The organism is Psychrobacter sp. 5A.1, from assembly GCF_030407455.1.
In the GTDB taxonomy this organism is placed as follows: domain Bacteria; phylum Pseudomonadota; class Gammaproteobacteria; order Pseudomonadales; family Moraxellaceae; genus Psychrobacter.
In genome coordinates, this window is the sequence record NZ_JASDDJ010000020.1 from 26,998 (window position 1) to 53,117 (window position 26,120).

Here is a 26,120-nt window from a genome sequence, read left to right on the forward strand (position 1 = left end):
TGAAACATTATTTAGGGCGTGTCCTCAATTCAAACGAGTGTCCTCTAAATGGGCTAAAAACAGCTAAATTTTGCCAAACATCGTCAAATAGTTGGTCAATATCTCGATATTATCTGCGCTATTTTCCTCGTTTGACGGCAATTTATCTCATTTTTATCACCATTTTTAAAATGAGGACACGCCCTAGTATTTTATGAATATCAGTATTAGATTCACTATCAGATGATGAGTACTTATTAAACATCGTCACTGGCTTTATTTTGGATAAAAAGGATATCACTCATGCAAAATTCTTATAGTCACAGTTTATCTACCAATAAACAGCTCACACAAAAAAGCGTGAATCGTTGCTTTAACGGTGAGCAACATTATTATAGTCACGAGTCGACATCTACCAAAACCTCTATGACGTTTAGTATTTATCTACCTGATGAAGCCTTGGCTGGTCGACGTTGTCCTGCGATATTGTACCTATCAGGTTTGACATGTAATGCGGATAATGTCACTCACAAAGCGCATTTTCAGCAAAAATGTAGCGAGCTTGGCATGATATTGATCGCGCCCGATACTTCTCCTCGCAGTAGTGAAGGCCATGATGTACCAAACGATGAGCGTTATTTTGTCGGTCAAGGCGCTAGCTATTATGTCGATGCGACCCAAGCACCTTGGGCAAACAACTTCAATATGCAAAGCTACATCGTCGACGAGCTATACGACTTGCTGCGTTCGGAGTTTCCTATCCATAGCATCGGTGTCACAGGGCACTCGATGGGTGGTCATGGTGCGCTATTATTAGGATTTAAGTTCCCAAGTAAGTTTGTCAGTGTATCGGCCTTATCGCCAGTATGTGCGGCCAGTGAGTCGGCATGGGGGCAAGCCGCTTATACAGAGTACTTCGGTGATGACAAGTCTCTATGGGCGCAAGCGGATGCCTCACAGATGATCGAAAAAGTCGGTCAGCAGTATTTGAGCATTTTGGTTGATCAAGGCGCTGCGGATAATTTTTTAGCAGAAGGTCAGTTACAAACGTCTACCCTACAAGCTGCTTGTGAAAAAGCCAAACAGCCCTTAACATTACGTTATCAGGCAGGTCATGACCACAGCTATTATTTTATTCAGACAGTGATTAATGATCATATCGAACATCACTGGCACATGGCCCAATTGAGCTAGGATACCGTGTAAGCGACCACAATACGTTTTTTTGCTACCCTATCTAATGCCCAAAAGGTGATTTTTATGGCAAGTTATCGAGATTTGACAGCATCTAATTCCGATGCGAATTCAATACGTGAGACTTACTCAGAGTCTAAAAGTGCGCCGTCAGCACTTGAGATTATGCAAGCCGAAATGGATGTGGCTCTAAAAAATAAGCAGAATAGCAACAGTGAACAAGTCTCTAAAGCTAACTCGGATGAGTTTATCGCAAAAAATATCAATGACGCTGGTGATAGAGTGCTAGATGATATACAAATATCTCGCGTGATAGAGATGGCGTGGGAAGATAGAACGCCATTTGGTGCTATAGAGCATAGCTACGGCCTGAATGAGACTGGTGTCATCAAGCTTATGCGTCAAGAGCTCAAGCCGTCGTCTTTTCGCTTATGGCGTCAGAGAGTGAGCAATCGTGCGACCAAACACGAGGCAAAACGCTCCTTTGACGTAGGCCGTGCTTATTGTAAGACCCAATACAAGCAGCGTTAATGAACTAAGTATTTATTGGATGTCAGTATATAAAAGGCGCGCAGCCTATGTGAGCCTGTTAAAATGTTCTTTTTAGTTTATCCATATCTTATATAAACATAAATTAGGTAGCTCAATTATGATCAGTCCTGCTAAACCTTACCTTATTGCACCATCGATCCTCTCAGCTGACTTTGCGCGATTGGGCGAAGAAGTTGAGAAAGTATTGGAGTCGGGTGCCGATGTGATTCATTTTGATGTGATGGACAATCATTACGTACCCAATTTGACGTTTGGTAGTATGATTTGTAAGGCGTTGCGTGATTATGGCGTGGATGCCCCAATCGATGTACATCTGATGGTATCACCTGTCGATAGTATGATTGAGCAGTTCTTGGAAGCGGGTGCGAGCATTATTACTTTTCATCCAGAAGCCAGTGGACACATTGACCGTTCATTACAGCTGATTAAAGACGGTGGCGCTGAGTGCGGTTTGGTATTGAACCCTGCGACTTCATTGCATCATTTGGATTACGTCATGGATAAAGTGGATCAAATCTTACTGATGAGTGTCAACCCTGGCTTTGGTGGACAATCGTTTATTGAAGGTACGCTAGATAAAGTTCGTCAAGTCCGTCAGCGTATTATTACCAGTGGCCGAGACATTAGATTAGAAGTCGATGGCGGTGTCAAAGCCAGTAATATTCGTGCGATAGCTGAGGCGGGCGCGGATATGTTTGTGGCAGGTTCTGCGATATTCAATCAAGAAGATTATAAAGCGGCTATCGATGATATGCGTGCAGAGCTTGCATTGGCTAATAACAGCTAGCGAGTTTTGTATGGTTAATGAACGCTATTAGCCATACAAAAATAGTCTTAAAATGTGCTGTATAACTTATAACGGTGCCTAACTGCAAGTGACGTAAAGGTGAAATATGGACACAAAAAACGCTACTAATTCATCAGAATTGCCTGAGACAGTGCAACTCGCTGAGCAGAAATTTCAAAGTGAGACACAACAACGCAGCTTGGTGCCAAAGGGTATTACTATTGGCTTAGCAGTGTTTGCGCTTGTGCTTAGTTTGGCAGGTTATGGTTTTCGCCTAATGGTCGGCGATGACACTGGTGACGTGTTACGCCATGCTGCGGTCATTGTGCCTGCATTTATGCTTGGTATTCCTCTATTCTTCTGGGTCGGCTCTCGCATACTCAACAAGGTTAAAGGCATGCATATTGAGGGCTGGAATGCTATCAGCTTGGGCTATTTGACGTCTTGTATATCGATGCTATGGCTGATGGGTACTTATAGTTAAAGGCTTTAGCAGCAAAGACGATGCTACTTAACACAGGTAGGTAGTGTTGTCATATTTTTATAAGCTGTTTTCTATACACTTTTAATCATGAAGTCATGCTCTATAAGCATGGCTGGGATTTTACATGCGAATCATACCGACCAAGATTGCCAACATTATTTATCCAAAAGACCTACCAAATGGTTTGTTTACAAGCTTAATTATAGCCTGTTTGTTAATGGGCCTAGCTTCGCTGCGTCATGGTACAGATTTACAAGGTTGGCTAAATGTCATTGAAAACTGGCTGCTGATGCTGCTCATATTGCCTACCGCGACCGCCACCGTTGCACTGCCATTCAAATATCGTGACCCCACCCTTGAGCTAAAGCTTGTTTATTACCTAGGGATGTTTGTGGCCTTCTTATTTACGTTAGGAAAGCTGCGTTATTGGCGCTAATTATATACCAGTTGCATTGTATTCAAGCTGCGGTTATATCAAAGACTTATATGACGGCCCTTGAATTTCAATGTCAAAGCGTCCATTGTATGAGTAAGACAGTTTTACCCGTACGACTGTAAAACAATCACTTTGCCCCATACGATTTTTTTGCAAGTATTCAACGGGATAATGAGGAACATATTAATGCCATACGATATCGATAATGATATAGAAGTAGATAACGAGAATACCGACCAATTTGCAGGCTTTGCCAAAGAAACCACACTAGAGCTGGTGGAAGCTGATGACGGTAGGTTGTTATTGCGTGATGCTGAACAAGATGAAGCACCGCTGATGACCATTGATTTTTCTGAGAAGCTAAAAGAGTTGCTTGGTAGTGATACTCAAGCGATTGGTCAGCATATGATTCATGCAGCGATTCAGGTCATTATGCAAAAGCAAATGAGTCAATGGCATGCACATGTCTATGATAAAGAGCCAACACATTACAGCTGATGAGTGATTAAATGAGTCGCTAGTGATAGATAATTAATCAAGACGAAAAAAAGGGTTTATCAATTGATAAACCCTTTTTTTCAGATAAAACCATTGATAAAAATGGTAATTATTTGATTTTAGCTTCTTTAAAGATCACATGCTGGCGTACTTTTGGATCAAACTTTTTGATTTCCATTTTGCCAGGCATAGTGCGCTTGTTTTTAGTAGTGGTGTAGTAATACCCAGTACCAGCTGTTGATACTAACTTAATTTTATCTCTCATGATAGCTTTCCTGTAAATGAGGGGTCTTCAAACGATAGGTACGGATCTAAAATAGTAAGTAGCTACATAAGATGTAGCAGAAAAGCAGCCTAATTGCTGAAAATCATCAACATATCAAGCTGCAAGTCTTTTAACTTAAACTTTTTGACCTTGTGCGCGCATATCTGCTAACACTTTATCGATACCAAGTTTGTCAATAGTGCGCATACCTTTGGTAGACACACGTAGACGTACAAAACGATTTTCAGACTCTACCCAAAAACGATGGTTATGAAGGTTTGGTAGAAAGCGACGACGGGTTTTGTTGTTTGCGTGCGAAACATTATTACCCACCATAGGGCGCTTTCCAGTCACTTGGCAAACTCGAGACATGGCGAACTCCTAATCTATGAGGTATGAGTTTTTCTCATACCAGTCTGGGCAAGTTGCACGTTTTTGCGGCATGGACACAGCAAGCGGCAGCTTTGCACCAAACAAAACTATATGAATGTTGAGTTGATATTACTGTTATCTAAAGGCAAATAACAAGCATACCAATTCAGAAAATTTTAAAGCCGACATTTATACCATAAAAGAGATGAATACTCAAATATTTTTGTGATAACTGTTGGATTAAAGGAGGGCTATTATACCCTGAAATGAAGGCACTATGTTGTTGATTATTTAATAGTAAAAATTATTTTTTAGTTGTAAGTTATAACAAAAGTCAGTAAAGTTGCTGTTATATATTTAATACAATCTGTTAATACAACTGACATTCCTGTAAATCTATGTATCATTACCAATCTATTATGATTCTGTGTAATGATTTTTCCTATTTACTTGAATAACTTACTGCTCATGCGGAGTCCAAAACATGTCATATCCATCATTACCTACTTCTAAGTTGTTCCAGTTAACAGCGCTCACATTATCGTTGGCCTTAGCGGGTTGTGGCGGTGGTGGTGGCGGTGATACTGTAGATTCTATCGCCCCTAAGCCGGGTGGTACGGGGAGTACGGACGGTACGGGTGAAAATCCAGATGGTTCTTCTGCTAATGCAAGCGAAGTATATATATCAGCTGAAAAAAACCAGCTATTGACAGGTAGTGATAAGACTACTGTCAATATTAGAGTGACGGACAAAAATGGTGGTATTGTCAGCAACACTCCAGTCAGTATAAATATTACTGATGCAGCGCTATATGGATTGTCTTTAAGTGGTGCCTCTAGCCAAATAACCGATGATCAAGGTCTTGTTGCTGTTGAGTTATTACAAAGTACAGTCGGTATTGACTCTCAATTGAATCATGAAAGTATATTGACTGTTACTATTAATGCAAACAGTAATATCATTAAACAAAACCTTCCCATCTTGGTGTCTGGTACTAGCACAAGTAATGTCGTCTCTTCCAAAAACGTGGTAGAGGCTGGTGAAAATTTCAGCGTATCTGGACAAATTTTAGATGGCACCGCAAAGCCAGTGGCTAATGCCAATGTTGTTTTGTATAGCAATGATAAAGAAGCAATAACTGGTACAACAGATAATAACGGTAAATTCATTTTTGATTTAAATGCGTCGAATTTAGAGGCGTCAGATGTTGGCTACTTATTTAGCATCGAGGTTCGAGGAGAGAAAGTCTCTCAACGTATTCCTGATATATTAAGTGTGGCAGCTGCAAGTAGTTCAACCATGAGTTTTTCACAAACTACCGACATTGTTGTAGGGGATAAACAAAAAATAACTCTGAATGTTCCAGACTCTGTGAATGGCGATATTGTGTATGTTTCTACTAATAAAGGTAAAGTACTAGCAAGCCTTAATGACACTCAGTCTAGCTCACGTAAAGCATTAACTGTAGTTAACAAAAAAATAGATTTTTATATTGACTCAAACGTACCTGGTACAGCAACTATAAGGGCGGAAAATGGTACTGATGCCAAAGAAGTTTCATTAGATTTTGTCTCTATTGAGCCAACTAAGTTGCTACTACAAATAGAGCGTGCTGTTCTTGGGGCAAGTGGTTCAACTTCGGTAATCGCAAGAGTTTTGGACAAAAATGATGCCCCAGTAAAAAATGCTATCGTGCAGTTTACGACGACTAAAGATGCATCTGGCGGAAGTTTAGGTCAAGGAGTGGCCTATACGGATGATAGTGGTCGAGCTAAAGTAACTTATAATGCTGGGAAAAATCCAACGAGCACAAACGGTGTTATCATTGAAGCTCAAGTTCAGTCAATCAAGTTGCCGAATGGGCAGGAAAAAGCGGTAAATACGCTTATAGATAGTTCAGCAATTACAGTTCAGACTAAGTCATCATATATTAGTTTTGCTTTTGCTGATAAAGTTTCTGTAGATAGTAGTGAGATATACTATTTCCGTAAAGGATCTGTTAGTGTGCTCAATAGTTCTGGTAAGCCAGCAATTAATCAGCCAGTTTCTATTAACTTGATTCCTGATAGTTATTTAAAAGGTGAATTTATTGTTGATAGAGAAAGATTCGAAGACGATGATGTAATTTGGAATTGGTACCGAGTTTGGAAACAAAAAGCTGTTACCTGTGAAAATGAAGATAAAAATAACAATTCAATTTTAGACATAGGTGAGGATTTTAACGGTAATGGTCTATTGGATCCAGTTAATGTGACAGCCGTGCTTAACAAGGATGGTCAGTTAGTTGATTCTAGCCAAGATTTTAACTTCATAACAGATGATTCTGGCAGAGTTGACTTTTCTATACGTTATGCAAAACAATATGCAAACTGGTACAGAGCTAATGTTACCGTAAATACGCGAGTAGATGGTAGCGAGTCACAACAATCTAGAATGATAGACTTCCCAGCATTAGTAGATGATATCAGTTCACCTACTGCTGATAATCTAAGACGTCCGAATACGAAGAGTCCGTTTGGTACTGACTTGAGTTGTTCTAGTTCTAAATAGAACTTATTTTAATACAAAAACCCCCAACCACGTGTTGGGGGTTTTTGCGTTATCAGCCTAAATAACTAAAAACAACCAACTCTCTCAGCAAAGTTTCGCAAAACAGATTAAAATAACCGGTTTATTATGCTGACAGCAGTTTTTCAGCGATGAGTCATCATTTTTACATTGGGCGTACTATGTCAGACAATACCAAAACAGTGTCATTATCGAACACAGCTTCGCAGAGCAAACCAGTCACTACTGCTATTGATACAGCCACTCTTTTGATTAAGTGCAAAGATCAAGCAGGTATCGTACAAGCGGTTTCTGAATTTATTCATCGCTACGGTGCAAATATCATCACGCTAGATCAGTATTCAACGGCTCATGAAGGTGGACAGTACTTTATGCGTTTAGAGTTTGCCTTAGCAGGATTGAGTGAAATTATTGATAATTTTGAGGCCAGCTTTGCGCATACTGTTGCCAAACGTCATAACATGGATTGGCGTTTACATAACAATGCGATGAAAACTAAGGTCGGTATTTTGGTATCGAAGTTTGATCACGCGTTATTAGATTTGTTATGGCGTCACCAGCGCGGTCTGCTTGATTGCGAGATTACCTCTGTCGTCAGTAACCATCCTGACTTACGTCAATCGGTAGAAAACTTCGGTATTACTTTCCATCATGTACCAGTGACTAAGAATAATAAAGCTGAGGCAGAAGAGCAGATTCATGAATTAATGGCAGGCAATGACTTGCTCGTATTGGCGCGTTATATGCAGATATTATCGTCTGACTTTGTCAAGCGCTGGCCGATGCAGATTATTAATATTCACCATTCATTCTTACCAGCGTTTGTGGGTGCAGACCCTTATCGTCAAGCCTATGATAAAGGCGTTAAGCTCATCGGAGCAACGGCGCACTATGTCACAGCTGAGCTTGACCAAGGGCCTATCATTGAGCAGGATGTGCACCGTGTGACGCATCGTCAAGGTGTGATAGAGTTACGTGCTATCGGCCGTGATATCGAGCGTAATGTATTAGCACGTGCTGTGAATTGGCATGTGCAAAATCGTGTGATTGTGGCAGGGAACAAGACCGTGGTTTTTAACTAAGACAAAGCAAATAGAAGAAATAGAAGACTTATCTAATACGATGCCAGTCGGCAGGAATAAATATTACTGCCGACCGCAATATTTTTGCTGGTTTTATAGCAGCATCTCTAAAACAAACTTGCTACCGACAAAACCAATGGCCAGTAGAATAAAGGCATAAATAGTAATGTTGGCAGCACGTTTGCCACGCCACCCTGCACGCCAACTACCAAATAGTAGTGTGCCAAATAATAACCATGAGAGCAGGCTAAAGACGGTCTTATGGACAATGTGTTGTGCCATCAGGTCTTGCACATAGACAAATCCAATGCCGAGCGCAATACTGAGCAAGACAAAGCCCACCAAAAGCATATCGAACAATAAGCTTTCCATACTTTGTAGTGAGGGGAGTTTATTGACCCAAAAGCGATGAATGGTATGATGCTTTAGCTCGCGGATTTGTAGACGTAAAAATAGCGCTTGTACCGCCGCCATCAGTAGCACACAATAGGCAGCTAGTGATAATAGGATATGAGTCTCAAGCCCGATGCTGATATCCGTCAGCGGCTGATAAGGCGCACGACCGATATAGCCGACGGTCATACCGATCAGTGCAGTGGGTGCAGCTAAGATACCAAGGCTAAGAATCGGGCGATATAAACAAAACAACAAATAAAAGAATAAGAAAAATAAACTGGTCAGGCTGATGATATTAAACAAGTTGAAATTCAGACCATATAGCGTCACGACATATGGATAGAGTAGTGTCGCATGGGCGGCCATACCGACTAGAAATAGGCCTAAACTGACGCTTTTGTGGATAGGCTTATCCTGAGCCAGCGCCCAACCAATATGGATGCTGACTAAGATATAAGCCATGCTAGCAAGTAAGAATGCAAGGTGCACAGATAAAAAGCCTCATCTTATACTGAGCGTAAACTGGCCGCTCAATGTGTCGCTAAAGTGGTATTATCAGAATGATTAGAATAATCGACCAATTTATCATAAAATGGTAGCCAGTTGAGCACCTTCTTGTGTATTCCTTATAAATGATTGGCTAGGATGCACATAACCATATATACAGTAAGTAGTCTATAAATCTAAGAGCCATGCGGTTTGCGGAACACCTATAAGTTTTGAGCCATGTTGATGCTATAGTATTGATAATATGATTTTTTATAATATTTCTTATCACGAAATATCCTAATATTTTATAGTGTAACCTAATATTATTTATGAACCATTTGAATGGTTTGATTCAAAGTTATTTTAATTGAGTACTATTTTAATTGAGAGTTATTTATGTTTGATACCTTAACAGAACGCTTATCGTCGAGCCTGCGCAATATCGTCGGCACGGGGCAATTGACCGAAGACAATATCAAAGACACCCTACGTGAAGTGCGTATGGCGCTGTTAGAAGCCGATGTGGCGCTGCCTGTCACTCGTGATTTCGTAAAACGCGTCAAAGAGCAAGCACTTGGCGCTGAGGTGCTTAAAGAGCTTGCCCCAGGCCAAGCCTTTGTCAAAATCGTCCATGACGAATTGACTGAGATGATGGGCAGTGCCAACCAACAGTTAGAGATGACGGGTAAGCCACCTGTTGTTTATTTGCTTGCAGGTTTGCAAGGTGCGGGTAAAACCACCACCGCTGGTAAGTTGGCCAAGTTTTTACAAGAGCGTCATAAGAAAAAAGTCATGTTGGTTTCAGCTGACGTCTATCGTCCAGCCGCCATCAAGCAGCTTGAGCAAGTAGCAGGTCAGGTCAACGCTAAATTTGTGAATTCGAGCGCTGATGAAAATCCAATCGATATCGCGCTACGTGCTATCGAAGAAGCAAAAATCCAATATCAAGATATTTTGATCATCGATACGGCGGGTCGTCTACATATTGATGACACGATGATGGATGAGATTAAGGCGCTGACTGCTGCTGTCAATCCGTCTGAGACGCTGTTTGTCGTTGATGCAATGACAGGTCAAGATGCTGCCAATACCGCCAAAGCTTTTAATGATGCGCTACCGTTGACGGGTGTTATTCTGACCAAAACGGATGGTGATGCACGCGGTGGTGCTGCACTTTCTGTACGTGCTATTACAGGCAAGCCCATTAAGTTTTTAGGTCGCGGTGAGAAGTTAGATGAGTTAGAGCTGTTCCATCCTGAACGTATTGCTCAGCGTATTCTTGGCATGGGTGATGTACTGAGTTTGGTGGAAGAAGTCGAGCAAAAAATCGACCGTGATAAAGCCGAAAAAATGGCGAAAAAGATGCAAAAGGGCGGCGAATTCGACCTTGAGGATCTCTTGACGCAGTTCCAGCAAATGAAAAGTATGGGCGGCATGGCAGGATTTTTAGACAAGATGCCAGGTATGGGCGGATCTGACATGCAAAAAGCAGTCGAAGATGCCAAGCCAGAAGAAAAAGTGCGTGAAATGGAAGCGTTAATCAATTCTATGACACCATTTGAGCGTAAAAATCCTGATAAGATTAATCCAAGCCGTAAGCGTCGTATTGCTGCTGGTTCTGGCCACGAGATTCAAGACGTCAATCGTTTGCTCAAGCAACATAAGCAAATGGCCAAAATGATGAAAATGATCTCCAAGCCTGAAGGCATCAGTAAAATGATGAAGTCTATGCAAGGATTGATGGGCGGCGGCGGAGCAGGTGGCGGCGGTGGTGGCCCACTATTCGGTGGCGGTCAACAAGGCGGCGCAAAGGATGTGAATCCAGAGCAAATGGCAAAGCAAATGGGCCTTGATCCAAATAACATGCCAAGCACCGAAGAGATGCAAAAGCAAATGCAAGAAATGCAAAGCCAAGCACCAAAGAAGTTTAAAACGCGCTTTTAAATAATAGCTGACTGTATTGTCTATGATTTGCTGATGGAAACCTCAAAACTGACACGGTTTTGAGGTTTTTTCTTTTCTTTTAATTTGGTCAAGCCCTTATGGATAAAGTATGAAAAACGTAGAAATTGATAAAATACGTGTACCCTAAATGCTATGATAGGCGCTGTTTTATTCTGTCAGTATTTTTACAATGTACAAATGATAAATCGTTATAAAAAATGATTAAAAGCTGACAAGCCAATTTAGAACACCAAAAGTACAAGCCGAGGTTATGATGTTTTTAGCAATGGATACCGTGTTTGATCAGTGCTCAATCGCAATTTTGGATTCGAATGGTCAGGTGCTATCGAGTCATACCGAAACAGGTAAGCGCCAGCAGACTCAGCAAATTTTGCCAATGATTGATGCAGCCTTATCCGAAGCGCAATTAAAGCTTGCTGATATACAGGCATTAATATTCAATCGAGGGCCTGGTGCATTTAGTGGTATCCGCATTAATACAGCTGTAGTACAGGCATTGTCTGTGGCACATGATATTCCCTGTGTGGGCGTCTCAAGCTTGCAAGCAATTGCACAGTGTGCGTATCAGCAGTATGGTCTGACGCAAGTATATAGCGCGCTTGATGCCCGTATGCAGCAAGTGTATTTTGGGCAGTATGCAGTAATCGATAGTGAAGCAGCCATTATGCAGCCAGTCTTGGCCAATGATAGCGATAGCACCGAGCAGCTGTTAGATTATGACCGTCAGACTATACTCGATATAGCCATCGTCGGTAATGGCTCAGGCCTATTAACGTTGCATGATAATCAGATTTTTCATGAAGACGTGTCGCCGGATGCAGTAGTTATCGGTCAGCTCGGTATCGCCCAGTTTATGGCGGTAGGTGGGACCGAAGCATCGCAGGCTTTACCAAAATACTTACGTAACCAAGCTTGGAAAACCCTTAAAGAGCAAGGCAAAGCGTAGTCAATCCCCATCATTTTTAGCGCTACGTAAAATATAACAACACACTAAAAACTGTACTAACCAATAGGTCTGTATCTAGGAAAGCCACCGTGGATATCATTTTATTAATTCAAGCTGTCATCATGGGTATCGTTGAAGGTATCACTGAATTTTTACCCATCTCTAGCACTGGCTACCTAATTTTATCAGCAGATGTGATGGGCTTTTGGACCAAAGAAAAGGTCGACTTGTTTGTCGTTGTCGTGCAGCTGGGTGCTATCTTGGCCGTTATCTATGATTATTGGGGCAGACTATGGCAAGCGCTTATGGGGTTGCTAACAGGTAAAGCAGAAGGCATGACCAATCCAAGACAGCTGGGACTTAGCCTAATTGTCGCCACCATTCCTGTGATGATCGTTGGCTTTACCTTCGCTGATGAGATTAAAGCTTATTTATTTAATCCAATCGTTGTCGCGATTATGCTTATCATCGGCGGTCTGCTGATATTTTATGTAGAAAAATGCCCTAAGACGGTCATTGCAGAGGAGGCAGAAGACGTCAGCATGAAAACTGCGCTGATGATTGGTCTGCTTCAATGTCTAGCACTCATACCAGGGACGTCACGCTCGGGTGCGACTATTATTGGTGCACTGTGGCTTGGTGTCTCGCGCAAAGCGTCAGCAGAGTTTTCATTCTTTTTAGGTATTCCAGTTATCGTAGGCGCGGCATTATTAGACTTAATCAAACATGGTGATGTATTGACCAACAGTGAAGATTGGTTAGTACTGGGCATCGGCACCATCGTGTCGTTTATCGTCGCTTTACTCTGTATTCGCCTGCTAGTAGCATGGGTGAGCCGTCGTGACTTTACGATCTTTGCTTGGTTACGCATCATCACTGGTATCGTCGTATTGGTCGCCGCTTGGGGCTTTGGTTATCAAATGGCAGGTTAAGCCATCACGATGGTCGATGGCCTTATGAGCAGTAAAAAAGAGGGTAGTCATGAGTAGTTTGCCACACGCTTCTAAACAGGCTAATGCCTTTATGCAATGCCAGTTACTCTATGTGAGTGAGTCGCAGCAAGAGCAAGTAGATAGCTTGCAAGTATTGATAGAGCAGCACCGATTACCAATCGAATTAAAAGCTGAGTTGTCTGTCGATAAGTTAACGCAAAAGCGTCGTCAGCAATTAAGCCAAACAGCCATTCAAGCTATTTTGTTATTGGACGATAAAAATAAACTATCATGGCTTAGTGATGGGTTGAGTGTCGCACCAGAGTGGGACAAACTGCAACGTCGTGTGGTGAGTGCAGGACGAAAGTCTGAATTGCTATTGCAAGCTGCCAAGCTCACATCGGATAGCTGCATCATTGATGCGACGGCGGGTTTTGGGCATGATAGCTTGATATTGGGCAGTACAGGTGCCCAAGTCATCATGCTTGAGCAGCAGCCTTTGATGGCATTGCTCCTACTTGTAGAGCAGCAGCGCATGAGTACGTTGCCGAATTGGCAAAAGCTGATGTCACGTTTACATATCATAAATACGGATGCGCTTAGTTATTTTGAAGGACTAGACGTTGAGTCAGACACTAGCGAGAGTAACGTCATCGATGTCGTCTATCTGGACCCTATGTTTCCAGAGGATAGCTACCAAGATAGCAAGACAGGCAAGGGTGCTAAAGTTGGTAAGCACATGCAAGCATTGCATCAATTGGCAAGCCCTCCAACATTGGACGAAGAATGCCAGTTGCTAGCATCTGCAAAAGCTGTTGTCAGTAAATATGCGCAGCACTCTGGGCGCGTTATCGTAAAACGTCCTCAGCATGCGCCATTGTTAGCAAGCCAACAACCCAATGAAAGCTGGCATAATGAAGCAGTACGTTTTGATGGGTACTTTGTTTGATAGTGATTGTTTGATAGCGATTGTTTATCGGAACTAATGGATTTAGGAGCAAGGAATGTCAACGCTAATCATTTGGGTCATGGGTGCAGGATTGTTATTGATTAATATCCTGCTGCGCACACGAATTCTTCGGCTTGAAGCACGACTAAAAGAATTGAGCAATCCACAAGAGCAATTGGCATTTTTGCGTCAGCAAGCATCGAAGAAAGATAAAGTCCCTGCGCTGAAAGCGTTGCGCAAACAGTATCCTGAGCTGTCGCTGGTCGATGCCAATCGATTATGGAAACAAGTTTAGTAGCCAGCAGTCAGTTCATTAAGCAGTCATTCTAGGCGCTCTTAGCAAAGTCTATAAACACGCACACAACATATTATATTGACGATAATAGAAAGCCATGACATTTAAAGACAAATTACAGGCCTACATCCAACTAACCCGTTTTGATAAGCCAGTGGGCATTGAATTGCTGCTATGGCCAACATTATGGGGTGTGCTGCTGGCTGCGATGGGTCAAGCGCAGCAGCAAGGCATGACAGCAGGTTTGCCAAGCCTCAAAATATTTATAATATTTGCCCTCGGTGCGATTTTTATGCGCGCGGCTGGTTGTGCGATTAATGATTTTGCTGATCGAAAAGTAGATGGCCATGTGACCCGTACCAAAGGACGCCCATTAGCTGACGGGCGCTTATCAGGTAGAGAAGCCGTCGCTGCGTTTTTGGTGTTGGTGCTACTAAGTGCCAGCCTGTTGTTTTTCTTACCTATTACCGTGTTTTATTGGTCGCTTGGTGCCGTTATATTGGCGTTCATTTATCCCTTTATGAAACGTTATACACATTTGCCGCAAGTGTTTTTAGCAGCAGCTTTTGGTTGGGCGATACCGATGGCTTATGTGGCCGTACAAGGTGCTCCTGATATCTGGTGTTGGTTATTGTTTTTAGCCTATATGTGCTGGACGGTGGCTTATGATACGCAATATGCCATGGCTGACCGCGAGGACGATTTGAAAATTGGGGTAAAATCAACGGCGATATTATTTGGTCGCTATGATGTGATTATCATCTCGCTACTACAAACGTTGTTTTTGCTTATTATGGGCGTGGTCATGTGGCACTATTTTGCGCCGACTACGTTGGGTGTTACGCCAGTATTTGGTTTGGCATTAGTCGCTATGATGTTTGCCAAGCAAAACAGTGCTTGTGCTAGCTACAATGCATTGGCTTGCTTTCAGGCGTTTTTGGCTAATATTTGGGTAGGACGTTACGTCTTTGCTTTCATTACCATCGCTTGTGTATGGACGACGCTCAATGGATGAAGTGGATACAATGTCAAAATTAAAAATGCAGAAATCATCTGATGCCAATATATCTGAAATCGATTATCAGGCAAGGTTGGCTGAGCATGGGCTGACACGCGAGCAAGTCATTGCGACCGAGCGTAAACTGGCAAAGTTTGCCAATACAATGGATTCGTTAGTACGGATACCGTTTACTAAACAAGGTATGGGTGCGGATGCCGCGCTTTCAACCATTCCGTTGGCGGGCGATTTGGCAGGATTGGCACTGACGAGCTATGCGTTTATATTGGGTCGTCAATTGGGTGTGCCAGCACATAAGATGACGCCGGCTGTCAGATTGGCATTGATTGATATGGTAGTAGGTATCGTGCCTGGTATTGGGACATTGCTCGATATATTTATTCGTCCGAGTCGTAAGACATTGGGTATCGTGCACGAGCATCTACATGATGAGTATGGCATCACCGAAACGATGCATATGGATCGACCATTTTTACATCAATCACTAGAAGATAAGCAACAGCAAAGTCGTTTTGGTTTTTTTTGGCGTACTCCAATCGCCGCTTGGCTGTACCTGCATATCCCTGACATTTTAGGATTAATCGTCATTGTGGTGGTTGGTTGGGGATTATGGGCAATGATAAGTTGGTTGGTCAGTCTATTCGGGCAAACCACCGGGTTTGGCTAAAATAAAAGAGTAAGCAAAAAGGCGACACACGTTACTATTTAATCGTAACGTATGCCGCCTTTTTTATGGCAAATTTTTATAAATGTTAAGGTTCAGATATTACTCAGTGATGACTTCTGCTTCTGCACTGACCGCATCAAAGCTGGTGACTTTCTTGTTTTGAACGAGGTCAACGGTGCCGCCGCCAGCATGACTCACCAGCTGAATGCTACCATCGTTTGACTGATAGGTGGGATTGTTGCCTTGGCCTTCGGGTGCGCTTAAGGTCATTTTTGGTTTATTAGGTAGGGTGACAATAGCGTTTAGCATACCAGATGCCGACGTCTCAAAGACCACAGATAAGGTTTCACCTGCTGCATTTTTATAACGGACATCCGTGATTTGTGCACCTTTGATGGCTTGCTCTGGATTGGGTGTTTCAGCGACATCATTTGAAGTAGTAACGGTATTTCCAAGGTCTTTTTCTAACTCCGTTAAGCTCATATCGCGCTCTGAATCAATGTCAGTCTGCGTGACATTCTGAGCGTCATCAGCGCTGCTATCTTCAGCTGCATTGACATTAATATTTGTCGTCACTGGCGTTGTTTGCGTTGAAGTTTCAGCCGCAGCTGTAGCGTCATTGATTGCTTCAGGTTCTGGATCTTTTTGGCAGGCAGTCAGTAGCAGTGCACTAAAGAGAACAACAGGAATTACTTTATAGTAAGACTGGGATTTTAGTGGGGTTAAAGTAAGGTTGTTCATAATAAGGTGATTATCCAATAAGTGTGCTTTATTTACGCACAGTAAATGGTACAAGGCAGTTTGTATATTAAGTACTGATCATAATAACTAACTTTAGCTCACCACCATACTTTTTAATAAAATATCTATGCTTATTTAAGTAAGTCTCTTACTAATTGTCGAATATCAACGTGTCGTTAATAAGTATAATGGTCAAAACTGTTTCAAATGGCAAGTTTTTAGAATAGGTTAACAAGGCGTCTGGACGTATTGATATAGAGTGATACTCAATTTGACGGGCTGTCATTATGAATGTTTTATCATAAAACATCGGGTATCTAGTTTGACTTATGAATCGGTATTTGATTTATCAGTAGACATTTTAGCTTACAACATAATACGATTGGGTTATGTTAAAGAAAACGGAGGTCGATAAATGTCGTGCTTCGTTATTAAATGTTAGTCTACATACACTTAGGAATAGTAATGAATAACGACACAACTACTAGAAGTCAGCTAGAAGCTTATAAGCCAACAGCTACTTATGTAGGTATCTCTTGGGGTGCGATGCTAATAGGCGTATTGGCATATTTGATTGGGTTATGGAATGCACAAAGCATGTTGCTAAATGAAAAAGGCTACTATCTAGCTGTTTTAGCGCTTGGTTTGTATGCAGCCATTAGTTTACAAAAAACACTCCGTGATCGTGCAGAAGGTATTCCAACGACTAATTTGTATTACATGATAAGTTGGGCTGCTTTGGGATTATCTATTGCCCTCATTGTGATTGGACTCGTAAATGCAGAGGGGCTAATATTGAGTGAGAGAGGTTTTTATATGATGGCGTTTACGCTGAGCTTATTTGCAGCCGTCACCATTCAAAAAAACACTCGTGATGAGGAGCAAGTTCGCAAACTGATTACACCTATAACAGGATTTAATGAGAATAGTGGAATAGATATTACTAAAGAAATTAGGAACCACTCTGAGTCTGGAAAGTCACTTTTTGGTGCAGTTAAATCTAAAATGGAAGGCAATGAGTAAAGCCTTCGACTAAAAGAAACAATTAAGTCAGCGGTGTCTGCAAGCGCGTACGGTTGGGTGAAAGGCGTGCTAGCATCGCGGTCGATAAAGGCGTAAACGAGCCTAGCATCATATCGACTAATGCTTCAGCGCATAGTGGTGCAATGGCATAGCCTTTAGCACCCATCGCACTCATTACCCAGATGCGTTCGCTGTTACTTAATGATCCTACGATGGGATGGTAATCAGGCGTCTGAGTACGAATGCCAGCCCGTCCTTGCCATAAGCTCATATCTGTTGGCACAACCGACGCCAGCTCAGGAATGGCAGTGACCAGCTTGTCACGGCTAATCTGATGTTCCTCATCGCGTATATCTGTGCTTGTATCGTTACGGATAAAGCTCGCACCTAGTAAAAACTGAGGGCTGCACTCTATGACATCGTTTAACTGTCCATCGCCCGTTTGTGCGGTGAATAGCGTACAGTAACCACTATATTTGAGCGGTATTTTAGGTAGGCTGGCGAGTTGTTTGGCTGTAGGGGTGAACCATGAGAGCTGACCGCGAATTTTGCGACAATCAAAAATACGCTTATCTAATTGATGGCTCTCAAACGCTGCACAAACCACCACATTATCAGCATTTATAGATATTACTTGTTGATTTTGATCATACCCTTCAACACAAATATGACTTTCCATCTCGCTAATATTATTGACGGCTAACTGCTGAAAATGAATGAGTGGATGGGTCAGAATCGTCTCTTTTAAGGCTTGTGGATTGACCAAGCCTGACTGTGGTAGATATAGGTTATCCGATACATCCTGCGTCTTTAAACCGCTCGCATCCTGCGCCTGCGTAAGCGACAACGTGGTTGCCATCTCATCAGGATAATCTGCAATTTGCGCTGTGCCGATATTGGCTTTTATCAGTAAATCGAGCGCACCCGTTGGCTCTAGTATGGCTGCTATATTTTGCTGTGCAGCTATTTCATTCAGCACACGATAGAGTCTGCTACTGTAGAGATAACCCATGGTGTGTAGATGCTCATCGACATGATGAATCGGTGTCATTTTGGGCGCAAGCAATGCCCGAGGATTGCCTGACGCACCTGCCAATGGCGCTGATTTGTCTAGCAACGTGACTTTGATACCGCGATTGGCAAGTGCCCAAGCCGTTAGCAATCCTGAGACACCAGCACCAATAACGATACTATGATCAGGCTTGAGGTTGCTATGAGCAGGAGTATTGTATGTACTGTTAGCAGGCTTGCTCTGACTATTAGTTTCAGATAAACAGACAGCATCAGTCATAACCGCTGTTAGCATTTGGTTCTTTCGCCCAAAGCCTTTTACCTTGTTAATCTCAAAGCCATGCTCTCTTAGCCCACGTTTAACAACACCTGCACTGCTATAGGTCGCAGCGGTGGTATTTGGGCAGGATAAGCGCTCTATCTGCGTAAAGATATCTTCTGCCCATAAGGTGCTATTACAAGAAGGGGCAAAGCCATCTAAAAACCATGCGTTAACGCAGGGTGTAGGCTTTATGGAAGTATCTAGTGCTAACTTGGCCAAGCTCTCAGCAGCATCACCAAACCACATATCAACGGTCAAATTGTCATCAAAGAAATTTAAACGATGACAACCGGCAATCAGGGGTGGGTAGGCGGCCAAAAGAGGCGCAATCAATGCGACAAGCTCAGGCGCGCGCTGACCCCATAATGCCAGTATGTGAGTCAAATCAGCAAGTGGTATGGGGAATTTTTCAGTAGTAATAAAATGTAGACGAGCCGTTGCTAACTGTGGATGAGTCTCTCGTAACTGTCGCCATAGCAGCCAAGTGGCTAATAGATTGAGTCCTGTACCAAATCCCAATTCAGCAATCGTAAAGCATTGCTTTGGTGCAAGGCATGCCAGTCGTTCTGGTAGTCGATTATGCGCCAAAAACACATAGCGTGACTCTGCTAAACCATCCGCATGAGAGAAGTACACATCCCCAAACTCCCCTGATACTGGCACCATATTGCCAGTATCATCCATTTGCCAGTCAATTTTGGCAGGCGTGATAACGTTTAAGGGTTCAGACTTGTTGCAATGAGCGATAGACATGAGGCACTTCTTAGGGATATCAGTAGCTATAATAAAGTCAGCAACAGGGAGGTGAACAGCAGTATCGACAGAGGGTTCAGATTGATGGCAGGCCCTAATGTGTCGCTTGCACGCCTTATTCTACCAACGCTGACGGCGAACAAACACGAGCCAAGAAACAAAAATACCGACCAATAAGCTTATCAAAACGGTAAAGGCACCGTATAAAAATAACTGACCTTTACTTTCGTAGACCAACACATTCACTTGTGTTTGCAAATCATTCACTTGGCGCTGCAATTGTGCATTGCGACTGAGCAACTCTTGATTGGCCGCTGACAATGCTTTATTGGACGGTTGCAATTGTGCCGTTAAGGTATTATTGATATCTAGTGTCGAGTTTCTTGTTGGCAAAGCGCTTGCTGCTAAAGGGTTAGCTGGATCAATAGCAGGTGCTATCGATGTAGCATGCGCTGAGACTGCTGCCATTAATATTAGGCCTATAAAGCCGCTTTTGTAACACCAATGATTTGAATAGGAGGCACACTGACTCACGATGCGGCAACTTGATCAGTACGATCGGTTGGTGCTGGCAGTGCTTGAACAAATGGCTTGATATCAACGTGACTATACACACCATCACGTAAGTAAGGCTCATCGTTTGCCCATGCTTGTGCTGCGTCAATAGAGTCAAAATCAGCAATGATTAAGCTGCCTGACATATCATTCTTGCCGTGTTCGATAGGCGTTGGACCTGCGATAATGAGGCGGCCTTGTTGATTTAACAATTTTAGACGTTCGATATGTTCAGTACGGGTAATCTGACGTTGTGCGCTGCTATTAGCCACGTCATGACCAATGATGGCAAATAAAGACATGAGACTTCCTTTGAGAATAAGAAAAAAGTAATAATGGGCTTCGGGCGTGTTTGATATTCGACCATGGCACTGACAGAAACTATTTGGTGGTTTTGTCCGTCAGAGCAGGGTTTAAGTGCTTTTTTAGTACAGCAAACTGAGCGATGACAAACACCAACATAATCGGAATCCAGCCATAGGTCTTAAAGTTGATCCATGCCTCATCTGACATTGTGAACGCTGTGATATAATGCAGTACAGCCATCAGTGTAAAAAACAACGCCCAAGCAACCGTAAGTTTTTTCCAACCGCTAAGTGTCAGCGTAAATACTTCTTTCATCGCAAGCTGCATCAATGGCTTATTAATAGCAGCACTGACGAACAGCGTCAACGCAAAAATACCATTGATAATTGGCGACTTCCAGCGCAGGTAAATATCGTCACGCAAGAGTAACGTGCCACCGCAGAATACAATCGTTAATAATAAGACAACCCATTGCTGCTTATCAAACTTGCCTTTTTGACGAATAAAATGAATGGCATAAACGATAATAGTAGCGACGAGCAAAGCCCCTGCTGCTGCCAAAATACCGTTATAACGAGCCGCGATAAAAAAGGCAATTAAGGGAATAAAGTCTAATAAGGCTTTCATAGCAAAGGTTGTATCCAACAAAAACGTATGCGGTAGTTTACACGTCTACTGCCTCAAAAAAAAGCAATCAACACGATAATCATGCGATATAAGTAGCCTGTAGACCGATAACCTTTGATTGAACCTAATGGTATGAATACCAGCTCAAAATCAGCATTAAATACAGCAGTCATACGCAGCCAAATCCAAGTGTTCTGTACTTAGGCATTCGTTTAATATTTAAGCATTCAACATTTAAGCATTCAGCGCCGCCAGTAATCATAATGGTAGCGACTGTCAGCTAGCATTCCTCTCTTTTACGATTATTTTATTAAAATTTTAAGGCTTTCCTTATGAAAATCGACTTACATTGTCACAGTACTTGCTCGGATGGGACTTATGCACCGACCGAAGTCATACAACGCGCCCATGCAGCGGGCATCAACGTATTGGCATTGACGGATCATGACACGTTAGCAGGGATTGATGAAGCGAGAGTTGTTGCCACTGCTTGCGATATGCAGCTCATTAATGGGGTTGAAATCAGCTGTGAGCATACATTAAGTGGTGGCTATGGAAAAAATAAATCCACCAACAAGATTATCCATGTCCTTGGGCTTGATTTTACTGATTTAGACAAAATGCACGCAACGCTGCAGCAACTGCAAGACAGTCGCGCCACGCGTGGTCAGCGTATCGCCGAAAAATTGAGTGAGCTCTTAGATATCAATTATGATGAGCTGTGGCAAGCGGTTCTCGATAAAGCAGGAGGCAATCCACAAGCAGTCGGTCGCGCACATATTGGGCAAGTACTGTTTGAGCGTGGTGAAGTCAAAACGGTTCAAAAAGCCTTTGATAAATATTTAGCGGACAACAAGCCTGCTTATGTGGCGATCGAAGCACTAACGATGCAGCATGGTATCGATTTGATCCATGAGTGTGGCGGTAAGGCAGTGCTCGCGCATCCCACACGTTATCAACTGTCAGCGACACGCGTGCGTAAATTGATTGAAGAGTTTGCGCAGCTGGGCGGCGATGCTTGTGAGCTACCAGCCACCAGTGAGCCAATCAGCACTCGCCGAATGGTTGATCGTAGCATTGCTGAGCATGGTCTGGCGGCATCCATCGGCAGTGACTTTCATGGTAGCAATATGCCATGGCGACGTTTGGGCGATGTGCCTGTCTTGAATGCTGACCAGCAAGGGGTTTGGGCATCTTTTGTAATGTGACTTTAACCTGTCTTTAACTGACTCTATAGTCGGTTCAATATAAATGATACCACCAGCTAAAAAATCAGCCAAAATAAGGCGTCATATGTTGACGCATAGATAGGTCAAATGGATTGATAATATAGGCAGAAGTTGTCACACTAATAATATATATCCCTAAAACTGAGATTGAGGGCGTTAAAACCGCTACGTTTACAAAATGTAGTATTAACGTTCTTTTTCTATCTACTCATGTTTTTGGAAATGGTATAAGGTAAAGGTTCGTATCAGTGATTATTTTCGATTAATGCATTTGATGTTTACTAAATAATCATAATATTGACTTAGGGCGTGTCCTCTAAATGGCCTAAAAATAGCTAAATTTTGCCCAACAGCGTCAAATAGTTGGTTAGTATCCCGATATTATCTGCACTATTTTCCTCGTTTGACGGCAATTTTTCTCATTTTGCTCACCGTTTTTAAAATGAGGACATGGCCTAATAATTTTCATACTCTGCGGTAGCCCATTTATGGCTGTATCGATATCCCATCTAGGCTATAAAAAACTCTCTCAAATGATTTTTGAGTGGCAGGCTGTGGATAGAACATTACTGCTGGCACTATTCATCATTATGGAAGTGTCCTTGCATTGGCTGTGGTGTTTGTTTGTCTGGTGGCGACAAGATGCACTCAATAGCTATGTCAATATGAATTATCTGTATCCACTATGGTTAGGGATAAGCTTAGTCGGATTGTTTTTTTTGTGCATGGTTAAATGCTTGTACTATTCGAAAAATAATAATGACAGTGTCTTAAGCAAATGGCAGATCGCTTTGATCTTGGTTTATACCGCTTATATTTCCACTGTCATTGTGATGATAGGGTACAGCAGTTTGTTTGCAGGTGTGTCGCTGGTGGGCGGTGCGATGCTAGCCATGATGCTTATCAAGCGCCGCTATGCTTGGCGTATGTTTTGGCTACACATTGTACTGATGCTACTGGCGATTCTGTCCCCTTATTTTGGCATTAATCTGCCCAATCTACGCCAGTTATCCGTTATTCATCCGATGCTTGCTAGTCATAATTATTTAACTTATAACGAAATAATGGCTGCTGAGAATGCGGTTGCGGCTTTAGCCTTTGAAAATAACGTCATGAATTGGGACAGTATTAGTGCGCTACAGCGCTCGTCAGCACTTTTTTGGCGTTCGACGCATTTATATTTAGCGCTACCTAAAGCGATTTTTATGGTGTATATGTTTCGTGCTTTGTTATTGGTGTTAGATGACAGTAAGCATGAAACCATGCGACATGCCAATCAGGATGAATTGACTCAACTAAAAAACCGCCGCTACGGTCTGAAAAAAATGAAGTATGCCTTGTCCACGGTACGAGAGTATCAAGACCTAAGCGTGATGCTGTTGGATTTGGACTGGTTCAAACAAATCAATGATAATTATGGTCATGATGTGGGTGATCACGTTTTGGTGGAAGTATCGCAAACGCTATTGCAGTCGTTATCAGATGAGACCATCATCAGCCGCTACGGTGGCGAAGAGTTTTTGGTTGTCCTACCAGACACGGGGCATGAGTGCGCTATGTTGATTGCCGAGCAATTGCGACTAAGCATTGCCAAACATATCTTCAGTCCTAATGGTATACCTGATTTCAATGTGACGGCGAGCTTTGGGCTATATACCTTAACTCATGCAGAACGCGCTGATATCGTCCAAGGATACAAGACTATCTCACAGAAAAAAACCCTAGGTCAGACATTGCCTCTCATCAAACCGATTGCCAGTCAACGCGCTGAGAGTCATATTGGATCAATGCAAAAACTGCCGAGTGATATCTGTCAACGCTTGATCAGTATGGCAGATAAGGCGTTGTATGAAGCCAAACATCGTGGTCGCAACCAAGTCGTAAGTGCTAACAATATGTTGGTCGAAAAAGACTGTGGCGTGCTATCGCTCTATCAAAAGCGATAGCCAACCATTCATCAGCAACCACGTAATCAGCTAATACTGTGTGCGTATCAGCTGCCAGTCTTATCTTCTGTGAATTCTTTTATCAAGACGCCAGTTGCTGCACCAAACTTGCCAATACGCTGGTTGCAAAGCTGCCAGTCGTTAGCGTGAAACTTAAGACAAGCGTCTGCGAATCTTCTTCTGAATCATGCCATTCCCATGTTAATGCTTCGATAGGTAAACGCAGCGCTCGTCGTTGTGCCTTTATATCTCGTTGCTCTAATCCTGCTGCTAACTGCGTCAATAAAAGGCTATGTTGTACAGTATCATTTTCAATGTCTGCCGCCGCATTACTGACTTTGTCATTGTCTATACCCCACATCACAGCCGTTGGATGGATATCACCACTAGCCATTCGTTCATGTAATGTGTCATCTATCTCTTCACTGGTAAATATCGATCCTGAGCCATCCAAATTAAACACTTCACCGGATAGGCCAGTATTCCAGCTACCATCTCGTACACGTGCTGCCAATATCTCATTGAATATCAAACTGCGGGCAGCAGACAGCTCCATCGTGTTTTGCTCGCGTGGGGCACGCTTGCTTTTGCTTTTTTTAGGCGATGGGCGAGGCGCTCGTGGTGGACGAGCAAACAGTGATAAGGATTCTCTGATATTATTGCCTTGCCGGCCAAAACGCTGTGGACCAAAATAATTGGGTACGCCGCTTTTACTAATACTCGCTAGGTGCTGCTCGACCGTTTCTTTTGCAGACAATCGTTGCTCAGGTTCTAGTGTTTCAGTATCGCTATTTTCAAACTGAATATCACGTAAGGTAATCACGAATTGATTGGCGCGGTGTGTGCCGCGATTGAGTTTTTTATTATGCCAATGCTGGTCGAGAATGGTGACAGATTCATGCTCCCCAATGTCTATCGGTGCAAACTCCGTGGCTGGTAATTGTTTCTTTGGTATGCGCAGGCTAAACCACTGGGTCGTTAGTGCATGACGATCCTTTAATCCTGAATATCCAACATCACGCAATGGAATCTCTGCCCACTCTGATAGTAGTTTGGCCAAATAAGCAGTATTCATTCCTGATTTTTCAATATGCAACCATAGATGTTCACCTTCGCCTGTGAAGTCCAATGGCAATAGCTCATTAACGATGAAATCTGTAGTATTTGCTTTATAAGTTGCTCGTTTTAACGGTGGCTGCATCGGTTGTGGCAACTGCGTAGTATCTGCAGCAGCGGTAATATCGATATCAGCTATATCAGCGGATGCATTCGCAACTGGCTTGCTCTCCAAATGTGGTTCAGAGTCAGAGATCGTAGGCGTTTCAATATAGTTGTCTGGATAAGTCATAAAATAGTCTTTTATTTTGATTGTAAATTTAAAATGGAAGTCATAGTCATAGAGGTTTTAGGTGAGCCGCGAGAATTACGTTTTGCAACGCAGCAAACATACAAAAAAACAGCGTGTGCGCAGCGGGCTTGCTACTATCAATATAGTCGATCCATTTTAAAAAGCGTAGGGTTCTACTGGGATGAATTTTTCGAAGCCTTTATCATGCTTACGAACAGCCAGTGAGAAAACTTTATATCAATAGAACAGGGGGCTATGGCTGTATGTAGTATTTTTAGTCTGGATTAACTATAGATAGCATGTTAAAAACCCCACTCTCAACTTGAAATAAGCAAATCAAACTGAAGTGGCGGATTACCTAGTTTTTTATTGAGTACAAAGCAC

The 26,120-nt window shown here is 42.6% G+C and carries 27 protein-coding genes; 18 read left to right on the plus strand and 9 right to left on the minus strand.

What is annotated here, in order from left to right:
• Positions 1–282: 282 nt before the first annotated feature.
• From fghA to QL982_RS06320, 6 genes are all read left to right on the plus strand, one after another.
• A complete protein-coding gene (gene fghA / locus QL982_RS06295; protein WP_290162594.1) occupies positions 283–1,173 on the plus strand; it encodes an S-formylglutathione hydrolase in 891 nt (296 codons plus the stop codon).
• Between the two features lie 282 nt (positions 1,174–1,455).
• Positions 1,456–1,704: a TIGR03643 family protein gene (locus QL982_RS06300; RefSeq protein ID WP_290162626.1), complete on the plus strand. Its 249-nt coding sequence runs from the start codon at positions 1,456–1,458 to the stop codon at positions 1,702–1,704.
• Positions 1,705–1,822: 118 nt separating this feature from the next.
• Positions 1,823–2,512 (plus strand): ribulose-phosphate 3-epimerase, encoded by a 690-nt coding sequence (gene rpe / locus QL982_RS06305; RefSeq protein WP_290162592.1) that lies wholly within the window; start codon positions 1,823–1,825, stop codon positions 2,510–2,512.
• 106 nt (positions 2,513–2,618) lie between these two features.
• Complete coding sequence (locus QL982_RS06310) at positions 2,619–2,996, plus strand: hypothetical protein (protein WP_290162590.1); 378 nt, start codon at positions 2,619–2,621, stop codon at positions 2,994–2,996.
• Between the two features lie 124 nt (positions 2,997–3,120).
• Entirely contained in the window at positions 3,121–3,432 is a 312-nt protein-coding gene (locus tag QL982_RS06315; RefSeq protein ID WP_290162588.1) for a hypothetical protein, read from the plus strand.
• Between the two features lie 186 nt (positions 3,433–3,618).
• Positions 3,619–3,930, plus strand: a complete 312-nt coding sequence (locus QL982_RS06320; RefSeq protein ID WP_290162587.1) for a hypothetical protein — start codon at positions 3,619–3,621, stop codon at positions 3,928–3,930.
• 109 nt (positions 3,931–4,039) lie between these two features.
• On the opposite strand, the gene rpmG is transcribed toward QL982_RS06320, so the two are convergent.
• Together rpmG and rpmB are read right to left on the minus strand one after the other, a co-directional pair.
• Complete coding sequence (rpmG, locus tag QL982_RS06325) at positions 4,040–4,195, minus strand: 50S ribosomal protein L33 (protein ID WP_010201403.1); 156 nt, start codon at positions 4,193–4,195, stop codon at positions 4,040–4,042.
• A gap of 135 nt (positions 4,196–4,330) precedes the next feature.
• Positions 4,331–4,567, minus strand: a complete 237-nt coding sequence (gene rpmB, locus QL982_RS06330) for a 50S ribosomal protein L28 (RefSeq protein ID WP_010201401.1) — start codon at positions 4,565–4,567, stop codon at positions 4,331–4,333.
• Positions 4,568–5,051: 484 nt separating this feature from the next.
• Here rpmB and QL982_RS06335 point away from each other — a divergent pair, with 484 nt between their 5' ends.
• Complete coding sequence (locus QL982_RS06335; protein WP_290162583.1) at positions 5,052–7,118, plus strand: carboxypeptidase-like regulatory domain-containing protein; 2,067 nt, start codon at positions 5,052–5,054, stop codon at positions 7,116–7,118.
• 179 nt (positions 7,119–7,297) lie between these two features.
• Entirely contained in the window at positions 7,298–8,218 is a 921-nt protein-coding gene (gene purU, locus QL982_RS06340) for a formyltetrahydrofolate deformylase (protein WP_290162581.1), read from the plus strand.
• Between the two features lie 93 nt (positions 8,219–8,311).
• Here the strand turns inward: purU and ccsA are convergent, their stop codons facing one another.
• On the minus strand, positions 8,312–9,103 hold the full coding sequence (gene ccsA, locus QL982_RS06345) for a cytochrome c biogenesis protein CcsA (protein ID WP_290162579.1): 792 nt from the start codon (positions 9,101–9,103) through the stop codon (positions 8,312–8,314).
• A gap of 396 nt (positions 9,104–9,499) precedes the next feature.
• On the opposite strand from ccsA, the gene ffh reads away from it, so the two are divergent.
• The 7 genes from ffh (at position 9,500) to QL982_RS06380 (ending at position 15,875) form a co-directional block, all read left to right on the plus strand.
• On the plus strand, positions 9,500–11,047 hold the full coding sequence (gene ffh / locus QL982_RS06350) for a signal recognition particle protein (protein ID WP_290162577.1): 1,548 nt from the start codon (positions 9,500–9,502) through the stop codon (positions 11,045–11,047).
• A gap of 274 nt (positions 11,048–11,321) precedes the next feature.
• On the plus strand, positions 11,322–12,014 hold the full coding sequence (gene tsaB, locus QL982_RS06355; RefSeq protein ID WP_290162623.1) for a tRNA (adenosine(37)-N6)-threonylcarbamoyltransferase complex dimerization subunit type 1 TsaB: 693 nt from the start codon (positions 11,322–11,324) through the stop codon (positions 12,012–12,014).
• 89 nt (positions 12,015–12,103) lie between these two features.
• On the plus strand, positions 12,104–12,946 hold the full coding sequence (locus QL982_RS06360) for an undecaprenyl-diphosphate phosphatase (RefSeq protein ID WP_290162575.1): 843 nt from the start codon (positions 12,104–12,106) through the stop codon (positions 12,944–12,946).
• 49 nt (positions 12,947–12,995) lie between these two features.
• Positions 12,996–13,895, plus strand: a complete 900-nt coding sequence (locus tag QL982_RS06365; protein WP_290162573.1) for a class I SAM-dependent methyltransferase — start codon at positions 12,996–12,998, stop codon at positions 13,893–13,895.
• A 55-nt stretch (positions 13,896–13,950) separates the two neighbouring features.
• Positions 13,951–14,190, plus strand: coding sequence for a hypothetical protein (locus tag QL982_RS06370; protein ID WP_290162571.1), 240 nt, complete (start codon positions 13,951–13,953; stop codon positions 14,188–14,190).
• 97 nt (positions 14,191–14,287) lie between these two features.
• A complete protein-coding gene (gene ubiA, locus QL982_RS06375) occupies positions 14,288–15,205 on the plus strand; it encodes a 4-hydroxybenzoate octaprenyltransferase (RefSeq protein ID WP_290162569.1) in 918 nt (305 codons plus the stop codon).
• Positions 15,198–15,875, plus strand: coding sequence for a DUF4112 domain-containing protein (locus tag QL982_RS06380; protein ID WP_290162567.1), 678 nt, complete (start codon positions 15,198–15,200; stop codon positions 15,873–15,875). Before ubiA ends, QL982_RS06380 begins: the two co-directional genes overlap by 8 nt.
• A gap of 99 nt (positions 15,876–15,974) precedes the next feature.
• Here the strand turns inward: QL982_RS06380 and QL982_RS06385 are convergent, their stop codons facing one another.
• Complete coding sequence (locus tag QL982_RS06385; protein ID WP_290162566.1) at positions 15,975–16,616, minus strand: hypothetical protein; 642 nt, start codon at positions 16,614–16,616, stop codon at positions 15,975–15,977.
• A 465-nt stretch (positions 16,617–17,081) separates the two neighbouring features.
• On the opposite strand from QL982_RS06385, the gene yiaA reads away from it, so the two are divergent.
• Positions 17,082–17,639, plus strand: a complete 558-nt coding sequence (yiaA, locus tag QL982_RS06390) for an inner membrane protein YiaA (RefSeq protein WP_290162564.1) — start codon at positions 17,082–17,084, stop codon at positions 17,637–17,639.
• Positions 17,640–17,661: 22 nt separating this feature from the next.
• On the opposite strand, the gene mnmC is transcribed toward yiaA, so the two are convergent.
• The 4 genes from mnmC to ispZ form a co-directional block, all read right to left on the minus strand.
• Complete coding sequence (gene mnmC, locus QL982_RS06395; RefSeq protein ID WP_290162562.1) at positions 17,662–19,725, minus strand: FAD-dependent 5-carboxymethylaminomethyl-2-thiouridine(34) oxidoreductase MnmC; 2,064 nt, start codon at positions 19,723–19,725, stop codon at positions 17,662–17,664.
• Between the two features lie 120 nt (positions 19,726–19,845).
• Positions 19,846–20,193: a hypothetical protein gene (locus QL982_RS06400; protein ID WP_290162560.1), complete on the minus strand. Its 348-nt coding sequence runs from the start codon at positions 20,191–20,193 to the stop codon at positions 19,846–19,848.
• A gap of 62 nt (positions 20,194–20,255) precedes the next feature.
• Complete coding sequence (locus tag QL982_RS06405) at positions 20,256–20,582, minus strand: YciI family protein (RefSeq protein WP_290162558.1); 327 nt, start codon at positions 20,580–20,582, stop codon at positions 20,256–20,258.
• 79 nt (positions 20,583–20,661) lie between these two features.
• Complete coding sequence (ispZ, locus tag QL982_RS06410) at positions 20,662–21,213, minus strand: septation protein IspZ (RefSeq protein WP_290162556.1); 552 nt, start codon at positions 21,211–21,213, stop codon at positions 20,662–20,664.
• 332 nt (positions 21,214–21,545) lie between these two features.
• On the opposite strand from ispZ, the gene QL982_RS06415 reads away from it, so the two are divergent.
• Complete coding sequence (locus QL982_RS06415; protein WP_290162554.1) at positions 21,546–22,421, plus strand: PHP domain-containing protein; 876 nt, start codon at positions 21,546–21,548, stop codon at positions 22,419–22,421.
• A gap of 509 nt (positions 22,422–22,930) precedes the next feature.
• The gene (locus QL982_RS06420) at positions 22,931–24,388 is read left to right on the plus strand and encodes a GGDEF domain-containing protein (protein WP_290162552.1); all 1,458 of its coding nucleotides are present in this window, start codon (positions 22,931–22,933) and stop codon (positions 24,386–24,388) included.
• Positions 24,389–24,470: 82 nt separating this feature from the next.
• Here the strand turns inward: QL982_RS06420 and QL982_RS06425 are convergent, their stop codons facing one another.
• Positions 24,471–25,736 carry a tRNA pseudouridine(13) synthase TruD gene (locus QL982_RS06425; RefSeq protein WP_290162550.1) on the minus strand — a complete coding sequence of 422 codons (1,266 nt, stop codon included), beginning with the start codon at positions 25,734–25,736 and terminating at the stop codon, positions 24,471–24,473.
• Positions 25,737–26,120 lie beyond the last annotated feature (384 nt).